The 23,149-nt window shown below is 44.4% G+C and carries 23 protein-coding genes and 1 tRNA gene; 14 read left to right on the forward strand and 10 right to left on the reverse strand.

Translation table 11 applies throughout. From position 1 onward, the window contains the following. The first annotated feature begins 175 nt into the window (after positions 1–175). The 5 genes from leuB to R50345_RS06715 all read left to right on the forward strand — a co-directional run bounded on the left by leuB (position 176) and on the right by R50345_RS06715 (position 5,699). A complete protein-coding gene (leuB, locus tag R50345_RS06695; protein WP_042125128.1) occupies positions 176–1,258 on the forward strand; it encodes a 3-isopropylmalate dehydrogenase in 1,083 nt (360 codons plus the stop codon). A gap of 161 nt (positions 1,259–1,419) precedes the next feature. Beyond that, the gene (locus R50345_RS06700) at positions 1,420–1,959 is read left to right on the forward strand and encodes a peroxiredoxin (protein WP_042125130.1); all 540 of its coding nucleotides are present in this window, start codon (positions 1,420–1,422) and stop codon (positions 1,957–1,959) included. A 228-nt stretch (positions 1,960–2,187) separates the two neighbouring features. Continuing rightward, complete coding sequence (locus R50345_RS06705) at positions 2,188–2,595, forward strand: hypothetical protein (protein WP_042125131.1); 408 nt, start codon at positions 2,188–2,190, stop codon at positions 2,593–2,595. Positions 2,596–2,963: 368 nt separating this feature from the next. Further along, positions 2,964–4,070 carry an ATP-binding protein gene (locus R50345_RS06710; protein ID WP_042125133.1) on the forward strand — a complete coding sequence of 369 codons (1,107 nt, stop codon included), beginning with the start codon at positions 2,964–2,966 and terminating at the stop codon, positions 4,068–4,070. 123 nt (positions 4,071–4,193) lie between these two features. Beyond that, complete coding sequence (locus R50345_RS06715; RefSeq protein ID WP_156114740.1) at positions 4,194–5,699, forward strand: leucyl aminopeptidase; 1,506 nt, start codon at positions 4,194–4,196, stop codon at positions 5,697–5,699. Between the two features lie 107 nt (positions 5,700–5,806). Here the strand turns inward: R50345_RS06715 and R50345_RS31600 are convergent, their stop codons facing one another. The 4 genes from R50345_RS31600 to R50345_RS06725 form a co-directional block, all read right to left on the reverse strand. Continuing rightward, positions 5,807–5,953 (reverse strand): hypothetical protein, encoded by a 147-nt coding sequence (locus R50345_RS31600; protein WP_179085847.1) that lies wholly within the window; start codon positions 5,951–5,953, stop codon positions 5,807–5,809. A gap of 103 nt (positions 5,954–6,056) precedes the next feature. Continuing rightward, entirely contained in the window at positions 6,057–6,236 is a 180-nt protein-coding gene (locus tag R50345_RS30680; protein ID WP_081954019.1) for a FeoB-associated Cys-rich membrane protein, read from the reverse strand. A gap of 45 nt (positions 6,237–6,281) precedes the next feature. Continuing rightward, positions 6,282–8,294 carry a ferrous iron transport protein B gene (feoB, locus tag R50345_RS06720; RefSeq protein ID WP_042125135.1) on the reverse strand — a complete coding sequence of 671 codons (2,013 nt, stop codon included), beginning with the start codon at positions 8,292–8,294 and terminating at the stop codon, positions 6,282–6,284. After that, positions 8,291–8,512, reverse strand: a complete 222-nt coding sequence (locus tag R50345_RS06725; protein WP_042125136.1) for a FeoA family protein — start codon at positions 8,510–8,512, stop codon at positions 8,291–8,293. The genes feoB and R50345_RS06725 overlap by 4 nt, the downstream gene beginning before the upstream one ends. 285 nt (positions 8,513–8,797) lie before the next feature. On the opposite strand from R50345_RS06725, the gene R50345_RS06730 reads away from it, so the two are divergent. From R50345_RS06730 to R50345_RS06740, 3 genes are all read left to right on the forward strand, one after another. Further along, positions 8,798–9,757 carry an aldolase catalytic domain-containing protein gene (locus R50345_RS06730; RefSeq protein ID WP_170880320.1) on the forward strand — a complete coding sequence of 320 codons (960 nt, stop codon included), beginning with the start codon at positions 8,798–8,800 and terminating at the stop codon, positions 9,755–9,757. A 327-nt stretch (positions 9,758–10,084) separates the two neighbouring features. Beyond that, positions 10,085–12,211 (forward strand): putative bifunctional diguanylate cyclase/phosphodiesterase, encoded by a 2,127-nt coding sequence (locus R50345_RS06735; protein WP_042125140.1) that lies wholly within the window; start codon positions 10,085–10,087, stop codon positions 12,209–12,211. A gap of 113 nt (positions 12,212–12,324) precedes the next feature. Continuing rightward, a tRNA-Gly gene (locus R50345_RS06740) sits at positions 12,325–12,398 on the forward strand. A gap of 141 nt (positions 12,399–12,539) precedes the next feature. Here the strand turns inward: R50345_RS06740 and R50345_RS06745 are convergent. Continuing rightward, entirely contained in the window at positions 12,540–13,895 is a 1,356-nt protein-coding gene (locus R50345_RS06745; protein ID WP_042125142.1) for a dipeptidase, read from the reverse strand. Between the two features lie 289 nt (positions 13,896–14,184). On the opposite strand from R50345_RS06745, the gene R50345_RS06750 reads away from it, so the two are divergent. From R50345_RS06750 to R50345_RS31185, 4 genes are all read left to right on the forward strand, one after another. Continuing rightward, positions 14,185–14,580 (forward strand): winged helix-turn-helix transcriptional regulator, encoded by a 396-nt coding sequence (locus R50345_RS06750; RefSeq protein WP_231573394.1) that lies wholly within the window; start codon positions 14,185–14,187, stop codon positions 14,578–14,580. A 42-nt stretch (positions 14,581–14,622) separates the two neighbouring features. Continuing rightward, positions 14,623–15,576 (forward strand): TRM11 family SAM-dependent methyltransferase, encoded by a 954-nt coding sequence (locus R50345_RS06755; RefSeq protein WP_042125145.1) that lies wholly within the window; start codon positions 14,623–14,625, stop codon positions 15,574–15,576. 31 nt (positions 15,577–15,607) lie between these two features. Beyond that, entirely contained in the window at positions 15,608–16,225 is a 618-nt protein-coding gene (locus tag R50345_RS06760) for an NUDIX hydrolase (RefSeq protein WP_042125147.1), read from the forward strand. 168 nt (positions 16,226–16,393) lie between these two features. After that, the gene (locus tag R50345_RS31185) at positions 16,394–16,546 is read left to right on the forward strand and encodes a hypothetical protein (protein WP_156113065.1); all 153 of its coding nucleotides are present in this window, start codon (positions 16,394–16,396) and stop codon (positions 16,544–16,546) included. Between the two features lie 101 nt (positions 16,547–16,647). On the opposite strand, the gene R50345_RS06765 is transcribed toward R50345_RS31185, so the two are convergent. The 3 genes from R50345_RS06765 to R50345_RS31190 form a co-directional block, all read right to left on the reverse strand. Continuing rightward, on the reverse strand, positions 16,648–17,115 hold the full coding sequence (locus R50345_RS06765) for an ASCH domain-containing protein (RefSeq protein WP_042125149.1): 468 nt from the start codon (positions 17,113–17,115) through the stop codon (positions 16,648–16,650). Positions 17,116–17,141: 26 nt separating this feature from the next. Next, entirely contained in the window at positions 17,142–19,112 is a 1,971-nt protein-coding gene (locus R50345_RS06770; protein WP_042125151.1) for an ABC-F family ATP-binding cassette domain-containing protein, read from the reverse strand. A gap of 121 nt (positions 19,113–19,233) precedes the next feature. Beyond that, on the reverse strand, positions 19,234–19,401 hold the full coding sequence (locus R50345_RS31190) for a hypothetical protein (protein WP_156114741.1): 168 nt from the start codon (positions 19,399–19,401) through the stop codon (positions 19,234–19,236). A 180-nt stretch (positions 19,402–19,581) separates the two neighbouring features. On the opposite strand from R50345_RS31190, the gene R50345_RS06775 reads away from it, so the two are divergent. Then, positions 19,582–19,959 (forward strand): PH domain-containing protein, encoded by a 378-nt coding sequence (locus tag R50345_RS06775; RefSeq protein WP_042125154.1) that lies wholly within the window; start codon positions 19,582–19,584, stop codon positions 19,957–19,959. Positions 19,960–19,964: 5 nt separating this feature from the next. On the opposite strand, the gene R50345_RS06780 is transcribed toward R50345_RS06775, so the two are convergent. Together R50345_RS06780 and R50345_RS06785 are read right to left on the reverse strand one after the other, a co-directional pair. Continuing rightward, positions 19,965–20,504 carry a chromate efflux transporter ChrA gene (locus tag R50345_RS06780; RefSeq protein WP_042125156.1) on the reverse strand — a complete coding sequence of 180 codons (540 nt, stop codon included), beginning with the start codon at positions 20,502–20,504 and terminating at the stop codon, positions 19,965–19,967. Next, positions 20,504–21,082, reverse strand: coding sequence for a chromate efflux transporter ChrB (locus tag R50345_RS06785; RefSeq protein WP_269321983.1), 579 nt, complete (start codon positions 21,080–21,082; stop codon positions 20,504–20,506). Before R50345_RS06785 ends, R50345_RS06780 begins: the two co-directional genes overlap by 1 nt. Positions 21,083–21,289: 207 nt before the next feature. On the opposite strand from R50345_RS06785, the gene ggt reads away from it, so the two are divergent. Then, complete coding sequence (gene ggt / locus R50345_RS06790; RefSeq protein ID WP_042125161.1) at positions 21,290–22,867, forward strand: gamma-glutamyltransferase; 1,578 nt, start codon at positions 21,290–21,292, stop codon at positions 22,865–22,867. The last annotated feature ends 282 nt before the right edge of the window (positions 22,868–23,149 follow it).

Genomic DNA, 23,149 nt, shown 5'->3' on the forward strand with positions numbered 1-23,149 from the left:
AAATAAGAGCAAATATGAAGCGGCAATTTGGATAAGTTGTCTTATCTCATTGGATTATAGGCTATGCCTATCAACTCAATAGAATCTATATCTTTGTCCTTTACGACTGGGTATGATACAACAATATAAAGAAGAACTATGTCTGTTAGAGCAGACCACTTGAGGAGTGACTGAGATGAGTGAGGTTAAAAAAATCGCCGTAATCGCAGGGGACGGTATTGGACCTGAAGTAGTAGCTGAAGCAGAAAAAGTATTGAAAGCAACGGAAGAAGTATTTGGTTATGCTTTTGAAACGGAGCACGCTCTTTTTGGAGGCATTGCAATAGACGAAAGAGGCACACCGCTGCCGGAAGATACACTGGAAATCTGTCGCAGTGCTGACGCCGTATTACTGGGAGCTGTAGGCGGACCGAAGTGGGATAACAATTCTAAGGAGCTTCGTCCTGAAACCGGATTGCTTGGCATTCGCAAAGCGCTTGGATTGTTCTCAAACTTACGTCCAGCAGTCGTATTTGATTGCCTAAAGGACGCTTCGACATTGAAGCCAGAAGTGCTGGAAGGTACCGATCTTATGGTCGTTCGTGAGCTGACTGGTGGGATTTATTTCGGAGATAAACTGCGTCGTCAAGGTGAACATGGTGAAGAAGCAGTGGATACCTGTGTATATAACGTAATGGAAGTGGAACGAATTGTGCGTCAGGCTTTTGAGATTGCTGGCAAGCGTCGCAATAAGCTGGCAAGTGTTGATAAAGCGAATGTACTTGAAACTTCACGGTTATGGCGTGAGGTCGTAAATAAGATTGCTCCAGAATATCCTGAGGTAGAGGTTGAGCATGTACTCGTTGATAACTGTGCAATGCAGCTGCTGCGTCGTCCAGCTAGCTTTGATGTAATCGTTACCGAGAACATGTTTGGTGACATTCTGAGCGACGAGGCTGCGATGTTGACAGGCTCTATCGGTATGCTTGCTTCCGCTTCGATGGGCGATGGTAACTACGGTCTCTACGAGCCCGTTCACGGCTCCGCACCTGATATTGCCGGACAAGGACTTGCGAACCCGATTGCAACAATCTTGTCCTTAGCACTAATGTACCGTTTAACCTTTGGTTATGAGGATGCGGCTGCTGCGATAGAGGCTGCAGTAGCTGAAGTATTGGATGCAGGACACCGTACAAGTGATATCGCCGTAGATAAGAGCAAAGCGATCAGTACATCTGAAATGGGCGACCTGATTGTTGCAGCTATCCGCAAAGCATAATAATTTCTAATTTCTAATTACGATTATAGGGGAATTTGTCTAAGATTGACTTTGATTTTGTACGATGATACCATTTGATATGTAGACAAGATGTAAATTATTCCAGCATATCACGACAAGAAATGGTTGGTTTCTTACATAATCAAAGGAGGATTTTGGCAATGGCTGAGCGTTTAGTAGGTAGACCAGCTCCAGATTTTACTATGCAAACCGTATCAGGTGATGGTAAGGATTTTGGTAAAGTAAGTCTGTCCGACTATCGTGGCAAATGGCTGGTATTCTTCTTTTATCCTCTGGACTTCACTTTTGTATGTCCGACTGAAATCACAGCTCTCAGTGAAGCAGCTGCGCAGTTCGAAGCGCTTGATACAGAAATTCTCGGCGCAAGTGTAGATTCGATCCACAGCCACAAAGCATGGATCAATACACCTAAGGATTCGAATGGTCTTGGCCGTTTGAATTTCCCGCTTGCTGCTGATATTACTAAACAAGTTGCTAAAGACTACGGCATTCTGATTGAAGAAGAAGGTATTGCATTGCGTGGATTGTTCATCATTGATCCTGAAGGTGAATTGAAATATCAGGTTGTTAATCACAATGATGTAGGTCGCAGCGTAGAAGAAACACTTCGTGTCCTGCAAGCCCTGCAATCTGGTGGCTTATGCCCTATGAACTGGAAACCAGGTGACAGAAACCTTTAAATGTTGTTCTGCTATTATCTGATCTTTGATATTCTGATTTCGACCTCCTTGCAGAAGTTTTTCTGTATGGAGGTTTTTTGCACCAAAAAAGACTTAAATAAAAAATGGATTTGAAAATAGGCGTGAAAAGTTATATTATGTCCTCGAGTGGAGGAATCTCCATTGGGGTAATGTAATACAATAATAAAAACTCAGATGGGTTAGTTATTCTAAGGAGGGTGAACAAATATGAGCTTTTGCTGTGGAGCGAGTATGGTAGGAACAAAGGGAACCCTTAAACATTATCGCACGCAAGTCCATAATGTTCCCCTGCTTTTTTGTCCGGTATGTCATCGTGTAGAGGTTCACTATAAGGTCGAAAACGAGTATGAGATCTTGGCGGAATACGCACATGGAGACGGTGTTACTGATGTGGATTTTCAGGACTATGTCATGGAAGACGAAACTGCAATATTCGAGAATGTCATTAACATCGAGAGTGAAGAGCCTCTAGCTATTGTGCGGAGTCAGATCGATATGGCGCTTGACCTGCTTGCTGTAGCCAAACAGATTGAGGATACGAAGTGGGAACGGGAATTGAAGAAAAGATTAGCTGTGATGAGTCAAAGACGCCTTCGTCTGCAACAGAAAGCGTAAGATTGTTTACAATTTGGGTCTGACCCATTTCTTTATCAAGGCCTTCGCAACTGCGAGGGCTTTTAGCTTTTTCTAAATTTTTCTTAAAAGTGTTTAAATCAATTGAACGAATTAATAGTAATAAATATAATTAGATGTGATTTTTTATATGTCTTTGGAATCATTTTATGAATTTTTTTATCATTCGACAGTTTCTCTGATTGCGTTGTCTACTTCACTTGGATATGATTGGAATATAATTGAACCGGTTGGAAAAAGTGCAACGATTACCGAATGTTCTGGCGGCTTCGTCATATACTCAAATACATAGTAATTTGATGTCGCTTTAGCGTCTTCGTCAAATGCAGTAAAAGGGGGAACTTCGTATCGTGATTAGCCAATATCAAGAAAGTCTTCTATTACCGGGAAGAACCTATCAATCAGGACCTGTGGATACTACATACGAGGATGTACTAGAGAATATTGACAGCGGAATCATGCTTTTTGATGAAGAGGGAGTTATAAGTTTTGTAAATAAGCAAATGTACGGGATGCTTGAATTAACCCGTCACTCCCTTGTTGGCTGTACAATATCACACCTGTTATCTAACGTTCGACTGAGCCGCTTTAAGAAAAAGCAAGTACTGCAAAGCTATAGAGAGATGGTATACAAAGGAAAATCAAATTATGAGTTTTTAGACGAGTATGGCCGGTACTGGAAGGTTACACTATGCTGTGGAGAACAAATGAAGGGTTGTTATTTGTTTACAGTTAAAGAAATCTCCGATTATAAGTTGATTGAGCAAACGGCTTACCAGAACGATAGTTTGGCTATGCTAGGTAAATTATCTGCATCTATTGCCCATGAAATCCGGAATCCCTTAACCGCAATTCGTGGATTTATTCAATTGCTTCACCCGCATCTACAGCAGCTTGGGAAGCAGGAATACGGCAAGATAATCTTGGCAGAGATCGATCGTGCCAATGATATCATTCATGAATTCCTTACTTCCTCCAAGCCGTCAGTTCCTCAAGTGGGAATGATTCCTGTGTCAGCTTTACTCAAGGAAGTAGTGCTGCTTACAGAGAGCGAAGCCCTGATGAAAGGTTGCCAGATCAATCTACATCCTTTTCAGGAGGGAGATATGATGATTTCTGGAGATGTAAAACAAATGAAACAGGTAGTCCTCAACCTGATTAGAAACGCTATGGAGGCCGTTGCGGATAGAGCAGATGGTCTAATGGGTATAATAGAGGTTGGAGCCCACAGAGAGGGTTCTGAGGTCCGTATGTTCATTTCTGATAACGGTAAGGGCATGGATATCCGTACACTGGACAGGTTATTCAATCCATTTTTTACGACAAAAGAGAATGGGACAGGGCTAGGGCTTTCCGTGAGTGACCGAATCATCAAAAATCATGGCGGATGTATTTCTGTCAGTAGTAGAGTTAACGAAGGTACTCATTTTGTAATCTCATTGCCATTAATCCATTAGTACATTCGAATAGAATATATAGTGTTTAAGAGGCTGATCCCTGCGGATAATACAGATGCAGAGATCGGCCTTGCTTATGTTACAATGGGGGTTGGTTTTGGGAGACAAATGGAGGTAGACACAATGAATATAGAATTTAATAGTGGCAGTGCCATTAATGAAATACAGGGTGATGCCCTTATTCTTATCATCTCTGAGTCGGAAGCCCAACATGGCGGCCTCTCAGAGAGGTGGAATGACAGAATTCGATTATTAGGAAAGTCAGGTCTCTTTAGTGGGAAGCTGAATCAGACTTATGTACTGCCATTAGATTATCCATCTGGTTGTCCTGTAGCTATTTTAGTTGGAAAAGGGGACCAATTACTTAGTACTGAAGACCTACGTCAAATGGCGGTTCAGATAGCACGTGCAGCACTTCGATTGAAGGCAATACAGCTAGTGTTTCAGTTGCCTGAAGGTGTTCAGGAGCTAACAGAAGATAAGGATATCGTATCTATTGCCTATGCGTTGTCTGAGGGGTTGTCACTTGGTTCCTATCGTCGTCCCACCTATAAGCAGGAGCAATCTCAATATACAGGTCCAAACTCGGTTATTTTTACTATCGAGAAGAAGCCAGCGGATACTTTCGAGCGTGACTGGAATCTGGGCATGCAGAGAGGGCTGGCTTTTGGTGAGGCTACGAATCTGGCACGGAACTTGACGAATATGCCCGGCAATCTGCTGACTCCATCTGACCTTGCTGTGGCCGCTATAGAAGTTGCTGAACGTTATGGATTTCCTTCCGAAGTGCTGGATGAACGGGAAATTGAGCAAAAAGGAATGGGCGGATTGCTCGCAGTCGGAAAAGGAAGTGTAAACCCTCCGCGAATGATCGTCATCCGTTACCAGGGAACGGGGCATTGGGATAATGTAGTGGGGCTGGTCGGTAAAGGGATTACTTTTGATACGGGGGGAATTTCCTTAAAAAGAGCTCCAGGCATGGAAGAGTTAATCAGTGATATGGGAGGCGCAGCGGCTGTGCTTGGAGTCATGGAGGCATTAGGCCGATTACGTCCACGAATTAATGTCGTAATGGTCATTCCATCCGCTGAGAATATGCCATCTGCTAATGCCTTTAAACCCGGGGATATCATTACATCAATGAGCGGAAGAACCATAGAAGTATTGAATACCGATGCAGAAGGGAGACTTGTACTTGGGGATGCGCTGACCTATGCCCGGGAATGGGGAGCGAAACGAGTTATTGATGTCGCTACGCTGACAGGTGCAGTGTTGTCGACATTAGGAGATATAGCTACAGGTGCTGTTACTAACAACGAGGAATTTATGGAGCAGTTTCTGACAGCAGCTAATGTTTCGGGTGAGAAAATATGGCAGCTTCCGGCTTACCCGGAATTCCGTGAAATGCTAAAGAGTGAAGTTGCCGATATCCGTAACACCGCAGGAAGATTCGGGGGAGCCACTACCGCTGGGTTATTTGTAGGTGAGTTTGCGGAAGGTCTGCCGTGGATACACCTAGATATTGCTGGAACTGCATTTCTTTCTAAAGAACGTGGAGTTAATCCTAGAGGCGGTACAGGAGTCATGGTTCGCACATTGGTTCAGTGGTTGCTCGGCGAAAGCGAATGATTAGCTCTTCATAATCAACAAATAGAAACCTCGCCTTAGGGAGATGGTCTGTATGACCGACCATTCCCTAAGGCGAGGTTTCTTTGCTTTTGTAATAATGCTGAAGATTAAATATTGCCACTGGATTTTTTAGCCTTCGATTGAGAAGTAAAGGATTGAATACTGTTCATAATTTTATCGCGAGTTCCCTTATTCTTCAGTAAATAGGCTACGCCCAATGCGGCTGTTGTGAAAAATGTTTTTTTTGTGTTCATAGTGATTACCTCCTTGGTATAGTCTGTAATTGCTTATAACAAACATACCCGAAAGCTTTGAAAGCTAAACTATGAACCCTTACATATAACTGTTAGTGCAAGCCTAATTCTTCTTGTTAACAGGTGTTGAGCAGCAGGAGAGGGGAGAATCTAAAGACGCTGCTGAACAGCTCTTGCCCTTATCACAGCCAGCGCAAGCGCCTTGCTTGCCCTTTTGCACATGTCGATAGATGATCCAGCCTGAATAACCGAAGATCAGAGTGACGATTAGAACATTTATCATTACGGTGCCCCCACTTTCATTAAGAGAATCAACAAATTACAAGTTCTATGACCAGCCTAATAATCGCCCGCCTTGGAAAATAACAAAAGATACGATATACGCCAGGGCAAGAGAATAGCCAATGGAGAAGAAAGTCCATTTCCAAGAGGCTGTTTCCTTTTTGATAACCCCTACAGTGGCCAGACAAGGAATATATAGCAGGATAAAGGCCATAAAGCTGACTGCACTCAGCGGTGTAAAGACTTGTGAAATTTGATTCTCTAATCCAGCGGTATCCGGTGCGTGATAGATGATATTCATCGTAGACACAACAACCTCTTTCGCTAAAAATCCTGGAACCAAGGTAGAGCCAGCCTGCCACGTTCCGAAACCAAGCGGTTCCAGTAGTGGTGCAATCATGCCTCCGAATTTAGCCAGGAAGCTATGATCCATTTCTACATCAAATCCGCCGGGACCCGCATATGACATAGACCAAATAATCGCTGAGCCAGCTAGAATAATCGTTCCCGCTTTACGAAGGAACCCTTTGCCCTTCTCCCAAGTGCTGCGCGATAAGGTCTTAATCTGCGGCATACGGTAAGGAGGGAGTTCGATGATAAAGACAGAGGATTCATTTTTGAATAAGTATTTAGAGAATACCTTACAAAGAATTAGGGCAAATACAATACCCATAACATACATAGAGAGAACGGCAAACGCTTGTTGCTCAGGGAAGAATACAACTGCAAATAATGCATAAACAGGTAATCTTGCTGAACAAGACATCAGCGGCATTAATAGGGTTGTCAGCATGCGGTCCTTGGGCTGTTCGATGCTTCGAGCCGCCATTATGGCCGGTACATTGCAACCAAAACCAATGATGAATGGAATGAATGCTTTTCCGTTGAGTCCCATTCGTTCCATGGTACTGTCCATCAACAAGCAGACCCTTGCCATGTATCCGGAGTCCTCCAGAAAGGAAATGATCAGGAAGAGAATGAAGATCTGCGGAATAAAGACCAGTACACCGCCTACACCGCCGATGATACCATCCACGATCAAAGCATGTGTGAAGCCGGAAGCTCCTATGGTTTGAAGCAGTGAATTCGTTCCATCACTAATAGGGCCGGATATCAGACCATCTAAGATATCCGATAGGGGTCCGCCAACCCAGTCAAATGTAGTCTTAAAGAGAACATACATAAAGAAAATGAATAAGGGCAGTCCCAAAAAGCGATGAGTCAATACCGAATCTAATCGTTCAGTTAAGTTATGGGGCTTCTGAGCTGTCGTATCAAGGACTTCGACACAAATATTGCGAATATACTCCATACGGTTCGAGCGAATCCATTGCGGGAGTGTCAGGGCTAGTTTTTTGATTTGCAGCTCACTCTGACAAGACTCACAGATATTTAGCAGTCCCGTAACATCTATACGCGACTTCAGAAACTGAAGGATAACCGGATTCTGCTCCATTAGCTGTAGAGCGACCCAACGATGATTGGGCAGATCTTTTATAGAACGTAATTCCTTTTCTATAGAAGATATCGCTCGCTCGACGACCTCACCATAATTCAGCTTGAACTTTACAGCAGGAATAGCTGACGACTCTTCTAGGATGCTGAGCATCTGTACGCTGCCTTTACCGGTTCTTGCTATAAGTGGGAGGATGGTGACACCCAATCTTGATTGTAAAATGGTTTGATTGATACGAATACCACGCGCATTAGCGACATCAATCATATTAAGACCGAGTACAGTAGGCTTGCCATACTCAAGTAGTTGAAGGGTGAGCAGCAGATTACGTTCCAGCTGGGAGGCATCCACGATATTAATTAATGCTTCTGGGGATTCTTCTATTAGATATTGGGCTGCGACCCCTTCATCGCGGGAGAGTGGGTGAAGAGAATAGATGCCGGGTAAATCTATAAGCCTGCCTGCCCCGTTCTTCAGATTTCCGATCTTTTTCTCAACCGTAACCCCTGACCAGTTACCTACATATTCGTATGAAGTCGTTAATGTATTGAAGAGAGAGGTCTTACCTGTATTGGGATTGCCCACAAGAGCTATAGAACTCAAGATACGTTCACCTCAATCAGAGAAGCTTCTTTGCGGCGTATGGCGAACAGCTGGCCGTTACATTCTAGCGTAATCGGCCCCCAAAAAGGTCCCTTTCCTTTAAGACGGATGTTGACACCCTCTGACACTCCGAGATCCGCAAGACGACGGCGTAGAACGGGGTTCATTCCTTCTATTTTATGAATACAGCCGGCAGAACCAGGTTGTAGTTGTAGCAAGGTACAGCAGGTAGAAGTAGCTATTGTAATCCCTCCAAAAGAGACTGATAATCAATCTCAACTGTTTAGTTGTAATGTAGCATTTTTAAGTGTTTGTATACTGTGATATTTGTCGCAGACATAATGTGATAATAACATCTATGAGTTAAAGGTGAAATAACCTTTACAATTTATTCTTCATTAAAGTATGATTGAACGATATAAATTGCATAGTAAAGCTATGCTAGCGGTTATAATGATTGCAATAGCGGCTACGATGATTGCAGGAATTGAAGGGAGATAATTATGAAGACTAATCAATGTAAAATTGTTGACTGCACCATTCGCGATGGGGGGCTCGTTAACAACTGGGATTTCAGCGTGGAATTTGTGCAAAATTTGTATGCCGGCTTGAATGAGGCTGGTGTTGACTATATGGAAATCGGTTATAAAAACTCCCCTAAACTGCTCAAAGGAGCAGAAGGTGCTGGACCATGGCGTTTTCTGAACGATGACTTCTTACGTAAAGTTATCCCGCAAAAGGGACATACGAAGCTTTCCGCTTTGGTTGATATCGGTCGTGTGGATGAGAATGATATTTTACCTCGCAGCGAAAGTATGCTGGATCTGATTCGGGTAGCTTGTTATAGCAAAGATGTGGAGAAAGCCTTACAACTGGTACAAACCTTCCATGATCTAGGCTATGAGACAACGATCAATATTATGGCTTTGTCGAATGTAATGGAGAATGAATTATTAGAAGCTTTCGAAATGATTCGTGAGAGTGTAGTTGATGTGGTATACATTGTGGATTCATACGGTAGTCTAGATCATAATGATATCAACTATTTGGTTGAGAAGTTTAAAACTCATCTGCCTAACAAACGCCTGGGCGTACATACCCACAATAATCTTCAACTGGCGTTCTCTAATACGTTGATTGCTGCTGAGAAAGGTGTAGAGCTGCTGGACGCTTCCTGTTATGGAATGGGACGTGCTGCGGGGAACTGTCCTACAGAGCTGCTAGTGACTCATTTGAAGAATACACGCTACACATTGCGCCCTGTAATTGATATCATTGAACGCCTGATGATTCCTTTACGTGAAAAAGAAGAGTGGGGTTATATCATTCCTTACATGATCACTGGAACGCTTGATGAGCATCCACGTTCGGCTATGGCGCTTCGCGCATCGGCGGATAAGGATAAAGCGGTTGATTTCTATGATAAGCTTACGACACCAGAAGTTAACTTCGGAGATAAATAAACCTGTTGTTCAGAAGCACTGAACCCTTTCATAGGGGGAAGTGCTTTTTTTATTGAATAAAAATTCTATAAGTTCCTCTAATTAAATTGTTCTTATAATTTTTCTTTAAGATGCGGACCGTCCCTATAAGGAAGTTGGAGGCATTAATGCTTGCCTGCTAGAAGAAAATGGTTTATATTTATGCAAGATTTATGAATAATCGCTATGAAAATACTACCTCACAAAAGAAATGTAACTTTAAAGACCGATCTAGCCGATATTTATACATAGGACAAGACTATACATAGTTGCTTATTAATAGACATCATTTTCAGACGCGAGGGACTTATGAGACAAGAAGAGAAAAAGACAATTCAAGCGGCTATTATAGGAGCCTTACTGTTCCTACTCATTCAAATTTTCCATACATCGCTAAACCGATTGGACAATTGGGATATTATTTCTGCACTCTACCTCATTGTCGGCTGTTGTACTGTTGCTTTTGGGTTTGCGATATTTGCACAGGGCTGGTTGTTCTTCTCTAGCAGATTATCTAAAGGAAGATTATATGTCGCTGCTCTTTTTGGCGGAATATGTATTATTGATTTCTTGCATACACTCGGTTTTGTAGCATTTCCATTGATATCATCATTTATTACCCCTGAGGAGTCAAGGTGGCTACTTACCTTTTCACGGCTATCCAGCGGGCTAGGCATATTGTTCATTTTTAGTAGAGAAGATAAACCTGTGACCGTCACAGAAAAAAGAAATGTATTCAGAATCGCCTTCATGTTGATTGTGCTCTTTATCGCATTATTTATATTTATCCACTCGGCAGTGCCGGAGTTGTTTACTAAGCCTTGGATGAGTACGATTAAACAATTCGTTGATCTGGGGGTACTGTTTGTTTACTTGGCGAGTGTCGCTGTCATTGTATTTCCTGGCAATAATGAAAAGTCAGCCTCGATGCTTGTTATTATTCGGGCACTGATTTTTTTCTCTCTAGGCCAGGCGTTTTTTATGACTCCCATAAGTGGAGGGAATATTGATGATCTCTTTGGGATGTTATGTAACGGAGTTGCATATTACCAGTTGCTTACCGGTGTGTATCGACTGACGATTGAAGAGCCATTTTACGAGAAGCAGTTGGCTGAAGAACGGATCAATTACTTGGCTTATCATGATGATTTAACAGGACTTCCAAATAGACGTCGGCTGACACAGCGTGTTGAAGAAATGATTGATGCTGGAGAGCCAGACACTAGTGATCAATTCTCAGCTTTGGCCATTATGAATATTAATCATTTTAAGAATATAAATGACTCTCTAGGTCATTATGCCGGAGATCTATTATTAAAATTGGTGTCTGAGCGGCTTGGTAATGAGGCTAGACCCAGTGAAGAGCTGTATAGTATGGGGGCAGATGAGTTTGCTTTTCTGATGACAGATAGAGCAAGTCTTGGAGAATGTTTGGAAAGGGCTGCAGAGTTGCTTAGATTATTTGAAGCCCCCGTTAATATAGACTCTGGTGAGTATCATATCTCGCTCAGTTTAGGGATGAGTATATATCCTGGTGACGGGGAAACGGCTGAACATCTAATTCAAAATGCGGATACTGCGGTTCATAATGCGAAGGAACAGGGAGTAGAGATTCGTCGTTATATCCCAGCCATGCAGATGAAGGCAAAGGAACGATTGAAGCTTGAAAATGATCTTCGAAGAGCGCTTGAACGTGATGAGTTCTATCTCGTATATCAGCCAAAGGTGCAGTTGGAGACGGAAGAGATTGTAGGAATGGAAGCATTATTGCGTTGGAATCATCCAAAGCGTGGTATTGTCTCACCAAATGAGTTTATTCCATTGGCTGAGGATAGTGGGCTGATTGTTCCGATTGGGGAATGGGTACTTAAGACGGCTTGTCTTCAAAATAAACAGTGGCAGTTAGCTGGTTATCAACCGATATGCGTCTCGATCAACTTATCTATGCGTCAATTTCTTCAACCGAACCTTGCAGGCAAGATTCATTCCATTTTGACCGATATTGGATTAGATCCATGTTATGTCGATCTTGAAATTACAGAGAGTATGACTTTGGACAAAGAAACGGCTTTTGATCAGCTGAAGCGTTTGAAAGATCTTGGTGTATTTATTAGCATCGATGATTTTGGAACAGGCTATAGCTCATTGCATTATTTGAAGAATATGCCGATTGACAGGCTGAAGATAGACAGATCGTTTGTCTCCGAGGTTATGGAGGATAGTAATAATGCGGCTATAGTCTCTACGATTACTTCTATGGCGCATCATTTGAAGCTTAAGGTTACAGCAGAAGGGGTGGAGAACAAGGAGCAATTGCAGTTTTTGCGCGAGCAGCATTGCCATGAAGCTCAAGGCTTTTTGTTCAGTAAACCTATTCACGCTGCTGAATTTGAGACATCTTTTTTGAAAAAGGCTCCCCTCGGTGCTTCCTTGTAAAATATAAGAAAGTATAAGTTTCACACCATACTCTATGTCTTATATTTCGCACAAAAAAATGTTGATTTTTATTTATGGGGGTGATACAATATCTCTTGTACTCACTTTCCAATGCGGGTGTAGTTCAATGGTAGAACTTCAGCCTTCCAAGCTGATAGCGTGGGTTCGATTCCCATCACCCGCTCCATAATTTAAACTTCCAAATCCTTGCGATGCAAGGATTTTTTTATGTTTTGGCAGTTGGTTTTATTATGAATTGCGCTTAGATTATCAAAAAGCCAGGCTCCTCAACGAAGAGAAGCCTGGCTTTTTATATACACCTTTTCACTTAAACAGTTTTCAAGAACTCAACAATGGTGAGCAGTCCCTTATCAAAGTTCTCAAGGTTGAAATGCTCATCCGGTGCATGCAGGTTCTCATCATCAAGACCAAAGCCCATCAGGACCACGGGTGCTTCAAGTACACGGGCGAAGCTTTCCATGATCGGAATGGAGCCACCGTCTTTGGTGAAGAGGGCGCGGGTTCCGTATACTTTGCCGTAAGCGTCTGCTGCTGTTTGCAGAATAGGGTTCGATGGATCGATGTTAAAGGCACGAGCCTTCTCCATTTGCTTCACATGCACTTTCGCTCCGGTTTGAATATTAGCCTTCAGATGCGCCTCAACGGCATCAAGAATATGCTGTGGGTCCTGATCGCCAACGAGACGGCAGGTAATCTTCGCATGTGCTTCTTTTGGAATAACCGTCTTGCTACCTTCGCCTTGGAAACCGCCATAGACGCCGTTAAGCTCAAGTGTAGGGCGAGCACCAATACGTTCTACAAAGGAGTAACCTTCTTCGCCGTATAATGCATCGAGTCCAAGTCCTTCGCGGATTTTCTCTTCATTCACGCCTTGCTTCACAAATTCTTCACGTAGCATAGGTGAAAGTTCAGGTACACCATCATAGAAGCCTTTTACAGAAACACGACCTTTGTCGTCATGAAGAGAGCTGAGCAAGGACACGAGAGCATGTAGTGCATTCGGAACACCGCCGCCGTAAGATCCGGAGTGAAGGTCTGTAAGAGCTGTAGTCACGCTCACTTCAAGTGATCCTAGGCCGCGCAGTCCGGTGCAAATTGCAGGACGACCGCGTTCGAGCAGGGATGTATCGGAGACCAGCACCGCATCCGCAGCCAGCTTTTCTTTATTAGTTTCCAGGAATGGAGGCAGATTTACGCTGCCGATTTCTTCTTCACCTTCGATACAGAGCTTGATGTTAACAGGAAGAGTACCTTCCTGTTTCAGGATCGCTTCAATTGCTTTGAGGTGAATGAATACTTGTCCTTTGTCATCCGTTGCTCCGCGTGCATATAGCTTGCCCTCACGGATTTCTGGTTCAAACGGAGGTGTAGTCCACAGGTTTAGCGGATCTACTGGCTGCACATCGTAGTGGCCGTATACAAGAATGGTTGGCTTACCCGGAGCATGAAGATAGTCAGCATATATGACGGGATGTCCCGCTGTCGGATGAAGTTCAATGTTCTCAAGTCCGGCTTTCTTTAGTGTGTCTGTCAGCCAATGGGCTGCAGCTAGTACATCGTCCTTATGCTCAGACAAGGCAGAAATACTTGGAATCTTGAGCCATTGTTTTAGTTCTTCGAGATGTTCATCCCGGTGTGTTGAAAAATACGTTTCATATGACATAGTGTGTATGTACCTCCTTAAGTTTTGCTGCGCAAAACCGGCTATGAGCTTAATCGCCATGCGTGACCGTCTTGTTTAGCATTCTATAGGAATCATTATACTGGAGAACTCACTATGGATCAAAAGCGATTAGAAAGACGTCTTATCTGATCCTCGTGACCGGAGCTTTTTTTCGTAATTAATAGTTCCTTTCCGGTTGTTGATTACTAACAGTAACCATGATAAGCTGATTAAACTTAAGGACAAGAAGGCACTATTACATGCTTGAGTTCCTATGGAGGTAACCACTTTGGAACATTCAATGGACGAACCCATTCGGCTAATGCCGACGCTAGAGGATTGCTCCATCACCCGCCAAATTCTCGACAGGGTTGGGGACAAATGGAGTGTGCTCATCATTGTTAATTTGGGTGCAGAAGCATTGCGGTTTAAAGAACTGCAGCGGCGTTCTGGTGGGATATCACAACGGATGCTGACCCAAACCCTGCGTCATTTAGAACGAGATGGTATAGTTTGGCGTAAAGCTACGCCTACGGTACCTTTGACTGTTGAATATGGTCTGACAAGTTTAGGAGAGTCCTTGCTGGATCCTTTAACTTCCCTAGTGGAATGGGTCAATAGAAACAACGCTGAAATCGCCAAAGCGCGTATAGGGTATGACTGTCAGCACGAAATGTTGGATTAGCAAGCTAGGAGTACAATTTACTGGGATAGAGGATGGATTATTTTGCAAAAGAAAAGTGGAAAGAACACATTTATATATACGTATACCTGTTCAGAGGATGAGTTATCTCTATGTAAGATGGAGCTTCGTTGTCTTTTTGGAGAGGAAGTGCCTTCTTCAATCTTTAAGAGTGAGGTAGAGGTGGATGTCAGCCGTAGTCCCTTCATTAAAGAACGAATTGATGTTATGTACGAGGGAGATAGCTTGCCTGAGATTTATGATCAGTCGGAGCAGGTGGAGCTTGGCGGCAAGACATTTAAGGTTATTTTTGTGAAGACCAATGATCTGTCCCCTGCAGACAAAATAGAATATGATGAGCGAAGAGTGATCGAACGGGAAATTGGGCTGCGTATTGAAGGGGAAGCGGATGTAAACCACCCTCAGTTGGTATACGGTATTGTTACGCTGGGCGGTCGCTGGTACTTTGGATCTTATCATAAGAACAAGGCCACCTGGTTCCGCCAAATGAAAAAACCGCGCAGCTACTCTATCGCGCTTAGCACACGTGTAGCCCGAGCTGCGGTCAATATAGCCGTTCCGAATCCAGAGGGTGTACGTGCGATCGATCCTTGCTGCGGCATCGGAACAGTAATGGTAGAAGCCCTCTCGATGGGAATCAATATGGTCGGACGTGACATTAACCCTCAGATCGCGATCGGTGCCAGAACGAATATTGCCCATTTTGGATTTACAAGTGAGGTCACGCTTGGAGATATTGCTGACATCACAGAACATTACAACGTAGCTATTGTAGATATGCCTTATAATCTATATTCTAGTATTACACCTGAGGAACAGTTTGCGATTCTAGTGAATGCGCGCCGGATTGCAGATCGGGTAGTTATCGTTGCGATTGAACCGATGGATGAGATGATCACGGAGGCTGGATTTACGATTATAGACCGCTGTGAAGCTAAAAAAGGTTTGTTCTCCCGTCATTTAATGCTTTGCCAGTAATCCTAATCAAGTTATTTAAAGGGGTGCAGCAATGGAGCAGAAATGGTTAACCTGGGCTAAAGAAATACAGGCCATCGCACAGACTGGACTAACTTACGCTAAAGATGTCTATGATATAGAACGGTATCAAGCTTTGCGGGAGCTAAGTGTAGATATCCTCGCTAATTATACGTTCGAAAGCAAGGAGAGAATAAGACTCTCCTTTGCTAGTGAGGGTGGCTATTCTACGCCGAAAGTGGATATCCGCGGTGTTGTTTTTCAGGATGACAGAATCCTGCTTGTCCGCGAGAAATTGGATGGAAAGTGGGCGCTTCCCGGGGGCTGGGGAGACATCGGTCTGTCGCCGAGTGAAGTCGTTGTTAAGGAAATTCAAGAAGAATCAGGATTTGAGACAGAAGCAATTCGCTTGCTGGCTGTTTTAGATAAGAAATTTCATAACCATCCTCCGGAGCCGTATCACGTGTATAAGTTTTTTATTTTGTGCAGAATTGTAGGCGGCGAGGCGCTACAAGGGGTGGAGACGAGTGAAGTATCCTTTTTTGCTGAAGATGAACTGCCTGAGCTCTCATTAGAGAGGAATACAAGTGAGCAGATTGGAACGATGTTTGAATATTTACGAAATCCAGAAAAAGTAGTAATATTGGACTAAGAATTTGCATATTATGTATGACTTCCGTAAAGTGATGTTTTTAATGATGTAAATGATGGGTAATAACTATTATGTAAGCACTTACAATGTTGGCATTCTAAGCTTTTAGGTCGAGCGGTCTACATTTTTTCCTCTACTGTGACGATAAGAATTTTAGGAGGGGATCGCATGGAACAAGAAGAGTTGAGCATTCCATTGAAACAGGAAAATGTGGTGCGTCCTGCAGAGGGCAATATTGCCACTGGGCTGGTTTGGGGTATCTTAATCAGCATTCCGTTATGGATCTCTGTGATTGGCTGGATTCTGGGGTTTTGGCGCTGAGCCGTATTTTAATAATTATCTAACTCTATTAGTTGTATAGTATACATCAAAGGCGGTCTCTTCGTAACTGAAGAGGCCGCCTTTTTAGTTTCCTGAGTTTCTCAAGATTTCGAATATACCAGTCTAAAGTTCTCGCAAACTACCTTCATCTTTGGATCAAAAGGCTTCTTCAAGAACGCTAAGGATTCTCTGGAGAAGAACTTCTCATGCTCATGGCGCCACGACTCTAACGTTCTGTCATCCTCGCCTTCGCTATAGGCAAAGTCAGCGCCTACCTCATCAAAAGGTGTAATTTGCACATCTGTCGTAACGATCACTGCTTGCGGATTACCACGACCGTCCAGCAGGATACTATGTCGGCCGATTTCTGGTAAGGTCTCGTCACAGACTGCATAAATTTCATAGTTCGAAGCGGTTCCTGTCTTAATCCTGCGGATCACCAGATCTAGCAGTTCATCGGCCATTTGAGGACTGTCGCCAAAGGCCCAAGCCTCGTAGTTATCCGCTGCTTGTGGATGAAGCTGGGTGTATTCTTCCCAAAAAAGCTTAATCTTCGTTTCGTTGCTCATATCCGTATCTCCTCATTTAATAATCGTTAGTGTCCCGCAGTTTCCATCCAGCCCGCATAGAGCTCATCTAGTTGCTCTTGCACTGCATCGCGTTCTTTCTGTAGCTCGGCGAGCTCTGCCGCATTGCTACTGATCAGTGGGTCTAGCATTTTGGCATCGATTTCCCCAAGCTGATCCTCAACTTCGGCAATGGCCTTTTCCCAATCAAAGTGGATACTCTTCTTTCGGGAACTGGACGAGTTAGCCGTGGTGACATTAACATTCACGGAACGGTTAGATTGAGGCTTACCGGAGCGTGCAGTGGTTCCATCTGAAGAGAAAGGTTTAGGGTGATCAGGAATAGAGACTGGTGCTGCTAACGCCTGTTCAGCTTGCTTCTCCTTGTAATACTCATAGTTGCCGTTAAAAACTCCAAATCGTCCACTTTCAATGGACCAGAGCTTATGGAACAGACGATTAATGAAATAGCGGTCATGTGAAACGGCCAGCACTGTACCTGGGAATTCCTCTAATGCTTCCTCTAGCGCTTCCCGGGAGTCAATATCTAGATGGTTCGTTGGTTCATCCAGAATTAGCAGGTTTGGTTTACGATGCATCAACACAGCGAAACGCAGGCGGGTCCATTCCCCTCCAGATAGATTCGTGATGTCTTTGAATACATCGGCACCATAGAATAGGAAACGTGCGAGCTGCCCGCGCGCTTCACCTTCTTCTAGTCCAGCCTCTTCACGGAAGTAGCGGAGTACGGATTGTTTGTTATTGTCAGGGACAGCCTCTTGCGCGAGATAGCCAACAACGGTTCTTGAACCAAGCGTGCAGCTTCCGGTGTCTGGCGTCTCCTGACCTAATATAATTCTTAAAAGCGTACTTTTCCCTGCCCCGTTACCACCGATAAGTGCCGTAGTCTCTCCGTAGCGAAGAACTTCGTTTGCGTCTGTAAACAGGCTTCGCTCTCCATATGCCTTACCGATATCCTCTAGTATGACGACTTGATTCCCTGAGCGATCATTTTGCTGTAGCTGCAAATCCATCGATTTGCGCTCTAGAATAGGACGTTTAACCTTTACCATACGATCCAGTGCTTTTTGCATTGAAGCTGCTCGCCGGTAAAAGGCAGGGTTTGGGGGAGTTCCCCGATTCCCAAATTCGATGAGGCGTTTGATGCTCTCCTGCATTTGCTTTATTTTTTTCTGTTGTTCTTGATAATCAGCAAATTGTTGAAGTAGACGTGTTTCCTTCTCTATTTGATAGCCGCTGTAGTTGGTATGGAAGGTAAAAGCCTCGCCATCCTCAATCTCAATCACTTTTTTGACTACAGCGTCGAGGAAGTAACGATCATGGGAAATGGCTAGCACTGTACCGTCATAGCTCTGTAAGTACTGCTCTAACCACTCAATGGCGTTCATGTCTAGATGATTGGTTGGCTCATCGAGTAGAAGTACATCAGGTCTACGCAGCAGCAGTTCTGCGAGTCCGACTTTAGTTTTCTCGCCGCCAGAAAGAGAGGAGAAGAGTCGGTTATATTGCCCAGTTCCGATTCCTAGACCAATGGCAACTCGCTGAATGGTGGATTCAATTTCGTAGCCTCCTGCGGTCTCAAATTTATCCTGAAGGCTACCATATTCTTTCAGCAGCCGATTCCATAGCGTTTCGTCCGTTCCGGTATTGAAGGTGGACATTTCAAGCTCCAGCTCTCGCAGGCGTTGTTGCCATTGCAAAGGTTCAGCAAAGCTACGCTGTAGAACTTCATATACGGTTTCTTTTTCGTTAATCTCTTGAATTTGAGCCAGCATTCCTACTACACTACCTTTGCGAATTGAGATTTGCCCTTGATCGGGGCGCTCTTCGCCATTCAGTAAGTGGAAAAGTGTAGTTTTACCGCAGCCATTGCGGCCGATTAGACCGATTTTTTCTCCTTGGCGGATATCGAAGGTGATGCTATTTAGTACGAGCTGCGCACCGTGGTATTTTTGAACATTTTGGCATTGAATAATCATATATATTCTCCTTTAAGAATGCCCTTTGCACCGCCAGAACCCTAAATCGAAACTGGAATTCTGTAAAAAACCATAAAAAAAGACCGTAGGGAAAATTCCCCACGGCCTTATCATTCTCCGGTTAACTGATCCGTCCGGGTGATGGCAGGAAAGGCATTTCACAATTGTGTAGTGTTATTAAATTCATGGAAATGGACAGACTTCTCCCGTTATCGCCATTTACATGAGCAATGCCAGCTATCGCTTTAGGTAGCCGACTCATAACACTGTTGGTCCAATTGTGATCCATTCCTTCCACACCCCTTTCTTAACAAATTTAATGACAGTGTAAACAATAATCGGAAATTTAGCAAGTAAAAAGATGGCAGAGAGGGGGCTTACACTGCATAGAATATAAATCGTGGAATAATATGGTTCTATGTGGGGGAGATAATCCACTGAAATTTAACAGATGAAAAGGGGGAGCTAAATGGCGCTTTTTGACGGATTGATGGGGAATGCATCGCAAGTGAATCTGGCAGAAGTACAGCGGGAATACGCACAAATTCTTGCCCCTCAAGAGAAAATTGAACGAGCCTACAAGCTGATTAGAGATATGTTTATTTTTACGGACAAACGATTGATTCTAGTGGATAAACAGGGACTGACGGGCAAAAAGACGGATTATCATTCCATTCCTTACAAAAGCATCTCGCATTATTCCGTGGAGACGGCAGGACACTTTGATCTGGATGCGGAGTTATGTATCTATATATCCAGCAGCGCTGTGCCGCTCAAGAAGACCTTTAACAAATCCGTAAATATTTATGAGGTACAGGCGGTGTTGTCCCAGTATATTTTGAAATAGATTCGTTAGACAGTGTAGCGCAGTACCAGACCACCATAGGCAAAAGCGGCTAAGATGACTAACGCAGGATGCAGCTTAAGCCGCTTTATGGCAAAGAATGCGATTACGGCAATGAGCAGTGTTTGCCAGATTCCGATAGAGTCTGCAGGACCTTTCGCCATTGTCCAAGTGAGCACAGCCATCATAACAGCAATGACCGGTTGAACAAGCAATGTCATCCCTTTCACTACGGGGGATTGCTTGTATTTTTGCATGACCTCTAACAGGATAATAAGCGCTGCTGCGGAGGGGAGTACGGTCGCTAATAATGCCAGAATTAGCCCAATCCAGCCGTAGACATCATAGCCGACAAAAGCTGCGATTTTGGTAGCAATTGGGCCAGGTAAGGCGTTGCCTAGTGCAAGCATGTTGGAGAATTGTTCATCGGTTAGCCAGGCGTAATGGGGAACGATTTCTTGATACATCAGCGGAATAGAGGAAGGACCGCCGCCATATCCAAGCAGATTAGCCATGAAAAATCCGTATATGAGCTCTAACCAGTCCATCAGCTTGATCCTCCTTGTTGTTTCTTCGCAATGATCCGGTAATGAAATGCTCCGTAACCAAGGAAAAACACAATTACGATAGCTGGATGTATTTTAAATATTTGTAACAGGAGTAATGCGAGTAGGGTGAAGGCTATGCTGAGAAATTTCCCTAGTCCTTTATAGGCTTTTTGAGCAAACTCATATGCCATTATTCCTAACATGACCGCAATGACAGGGGATACCCCCGCGATCATTCCAGCGACTACCTTCGAGCCACTTAAATAATTTACAGCAGACAACAGAAAGATCATGGCCATGCAGCTAGGTAAAATATGTGCCAGTACCGAAAGAATAGCCCCTTTAACTCCTCGAAGTTTATACCCGAGATAGGCCGCCATTTTGGTGGCAATAGGTCCGGGTAGTGCGTTGGCAATCGCCAATGTCTCTCCGAATTCATCATCACTTAGCCAAGTGTAGCGAGTTACCGCATCATGCCGGATCAATGGAATCACGGAAGGTCCTCCTCCATAGCCAACAATTCCAGTTCTGAACATGGCGATAGCTAATTGTACATAGTCGTTATGGATGAATATCACATGAGACCTCCCCTTGTTTTTAGAGCTCATTTTATACAATTCATATGTGTGAAGCTACGAGGTTGACTAGCGATTAACTAATCTTTGTGCATGGGACACAAAAAGAGGATGGTTATTTTGCGGTTTGGCGTAATCGATTGACAAGGGTTTTTTATGTAATGTTAAATGACATTAATTAAGCGAGAAGTTTATAGGGAGATGGGGAACATGGCGGAGAAACCCGTAATAGGCACAAAAACGATGGTCGTCAGCCCCCATTATTTAGCTTCGGCTGCGGGTGCGCGCGTGTTGGAAAAAGGGGGGAATGCCTATGATGCGGCAGTGGCGATTAGTGCGACGTTGGCCGTAGTCTACCCACATATGACAGGGCTTGGCGGGGATTCGTTCTGGTTGACCTATAACAAGCAGGAGGCTTGTGTTCGGGCTTATAACGGAAGTGGACGGTCGGGTTACGGAGTTCGCAGAAGTTGCTTTACTGGCGAGAATGCCATTCCTAGGCGAGGGATTCGTAGTGCCATCACCGTGCCGGGGATGGTGGATAGCTGGGATGCTATGCTGAGTAAGTATGGCCGTTTAACGCTAGCGGAGGTGCTGGAGCCAGCCATCGGCTATGCTCAGGGCGGGTTTCCGATGTCGCCGGGTCAGCGGAATAATACTCTGCTTGCTGGAGCGGCATTGTCGGCAGAGGCATCTGCGATTTACATGCCGGGCGGAGGGGTTGTATCTGCTGGGTCGAGATTTCAGCAGACACAACTGGCTGTAACACTGCGGACGCTGGCTGCGGATGGACGGGATGCTTTTTATAAGGGAAAGATCGCTGAAGATATATGTGATTATATGCTGGCAGCTGGGGGTTATCTCACACGGGATGACTTTGCGGATCATCAGGGGGATTGGGTCGAGCCGATTCATACGGAATATCACGGGCATACGGTGTATCAAGTGCCGCCAAATTCACAAGGATTTACGGGATTGATGAGTCTTAATTTATTGGAGTATTTTAATTTCGGAGAAATCGAGCATGGCTCTTATGAATATTATCACCTGCTTGTTGAGGCGCTTAAGCTGAGTTTTCGCGATCGGGATAGAGTGCTTACAGATCCTGATTTCAGTGCTATTCCTTTGGTGCGGCTGCTGGATAAGAACTATGCAGGGCAACTGGCCTCTACGATCTCGATGCAAAAAGCGGCACAGCTGACAAGTCAGCCCATCGGGAGTGATACTGCATATGCTGCGGTTGTGGACGAGGAGGGGAATGCGGTCTCTTTTATACAAAGTCTGTATTTTGAGTTTGGCTCCGGTGTGGTAGCTGGGAATACCGGGATTCTGCTGCAGAATCGGGGTTCATTTTTCTCGCTTGATCCGAGTCATATCAATACACTTGAGCCGCATAAGCGCAGCTTCCACACCCTGATGCCAGCCATGGCCTGCCGAGAGGGCAAACCAGCGATTTTGTATGGTACACAAGGGGGCGAAGGTCAGCCTCAGACTCAAACGCTGCTCCTTACAAGAATGCTGCATTATGGAATGAATCCTCAGACGGCTATAAGTGAACCGCGTTTTGTGTGGGGGAGAACGTGGGGGGAGCTTACGCAGGAGCTGAAGGTGGAGGGACGGGTAGCAGATGACGTGCTGGCAGGTCTGGCCGGAGCCGGTCATATAGTCCGGAAACTGGACGCATATGACGGGATCGTGGGTCATGCCCACGCGATTTCGATAGATGACAATGGATATTGTAGTGGAGGGACGGACCCGCGCTGCGATGGCGCGGCGATTGGTTGGTAGGGTGGGATGAGAGTAGCTAGAGTTCGGGATGGAGGTAGGACATAGGCTGGAGAGTGAAAGGGATGGGAGAAAGCTTTGTGCGTTTGGATGTAGGTTCTCAGAGGGGGGAGTTAAAGGTATTTTTCTAAAGACTTGAACTGAAGATTTGAATTAAAGATTCAATTTAAAGATCCGTACTAAGCCTTCGACCTACGCCCTAGAGCCAAGTCTTAAGCTAGACGTTAAGCCAAACCTTACTTATCTCGTACGCCTAATTTCGTCCTCCTGTTATTTCGGAGAAAG

Source organism: Paenibacillus sp. FSL R5-0345 (assembly GCF_000758585.1).
Classification (GTDB): Bacteria; Bacillota; Bacilli; order Paenibacillales; family Paenibacillaceae; genus Paenibacillus_AQ.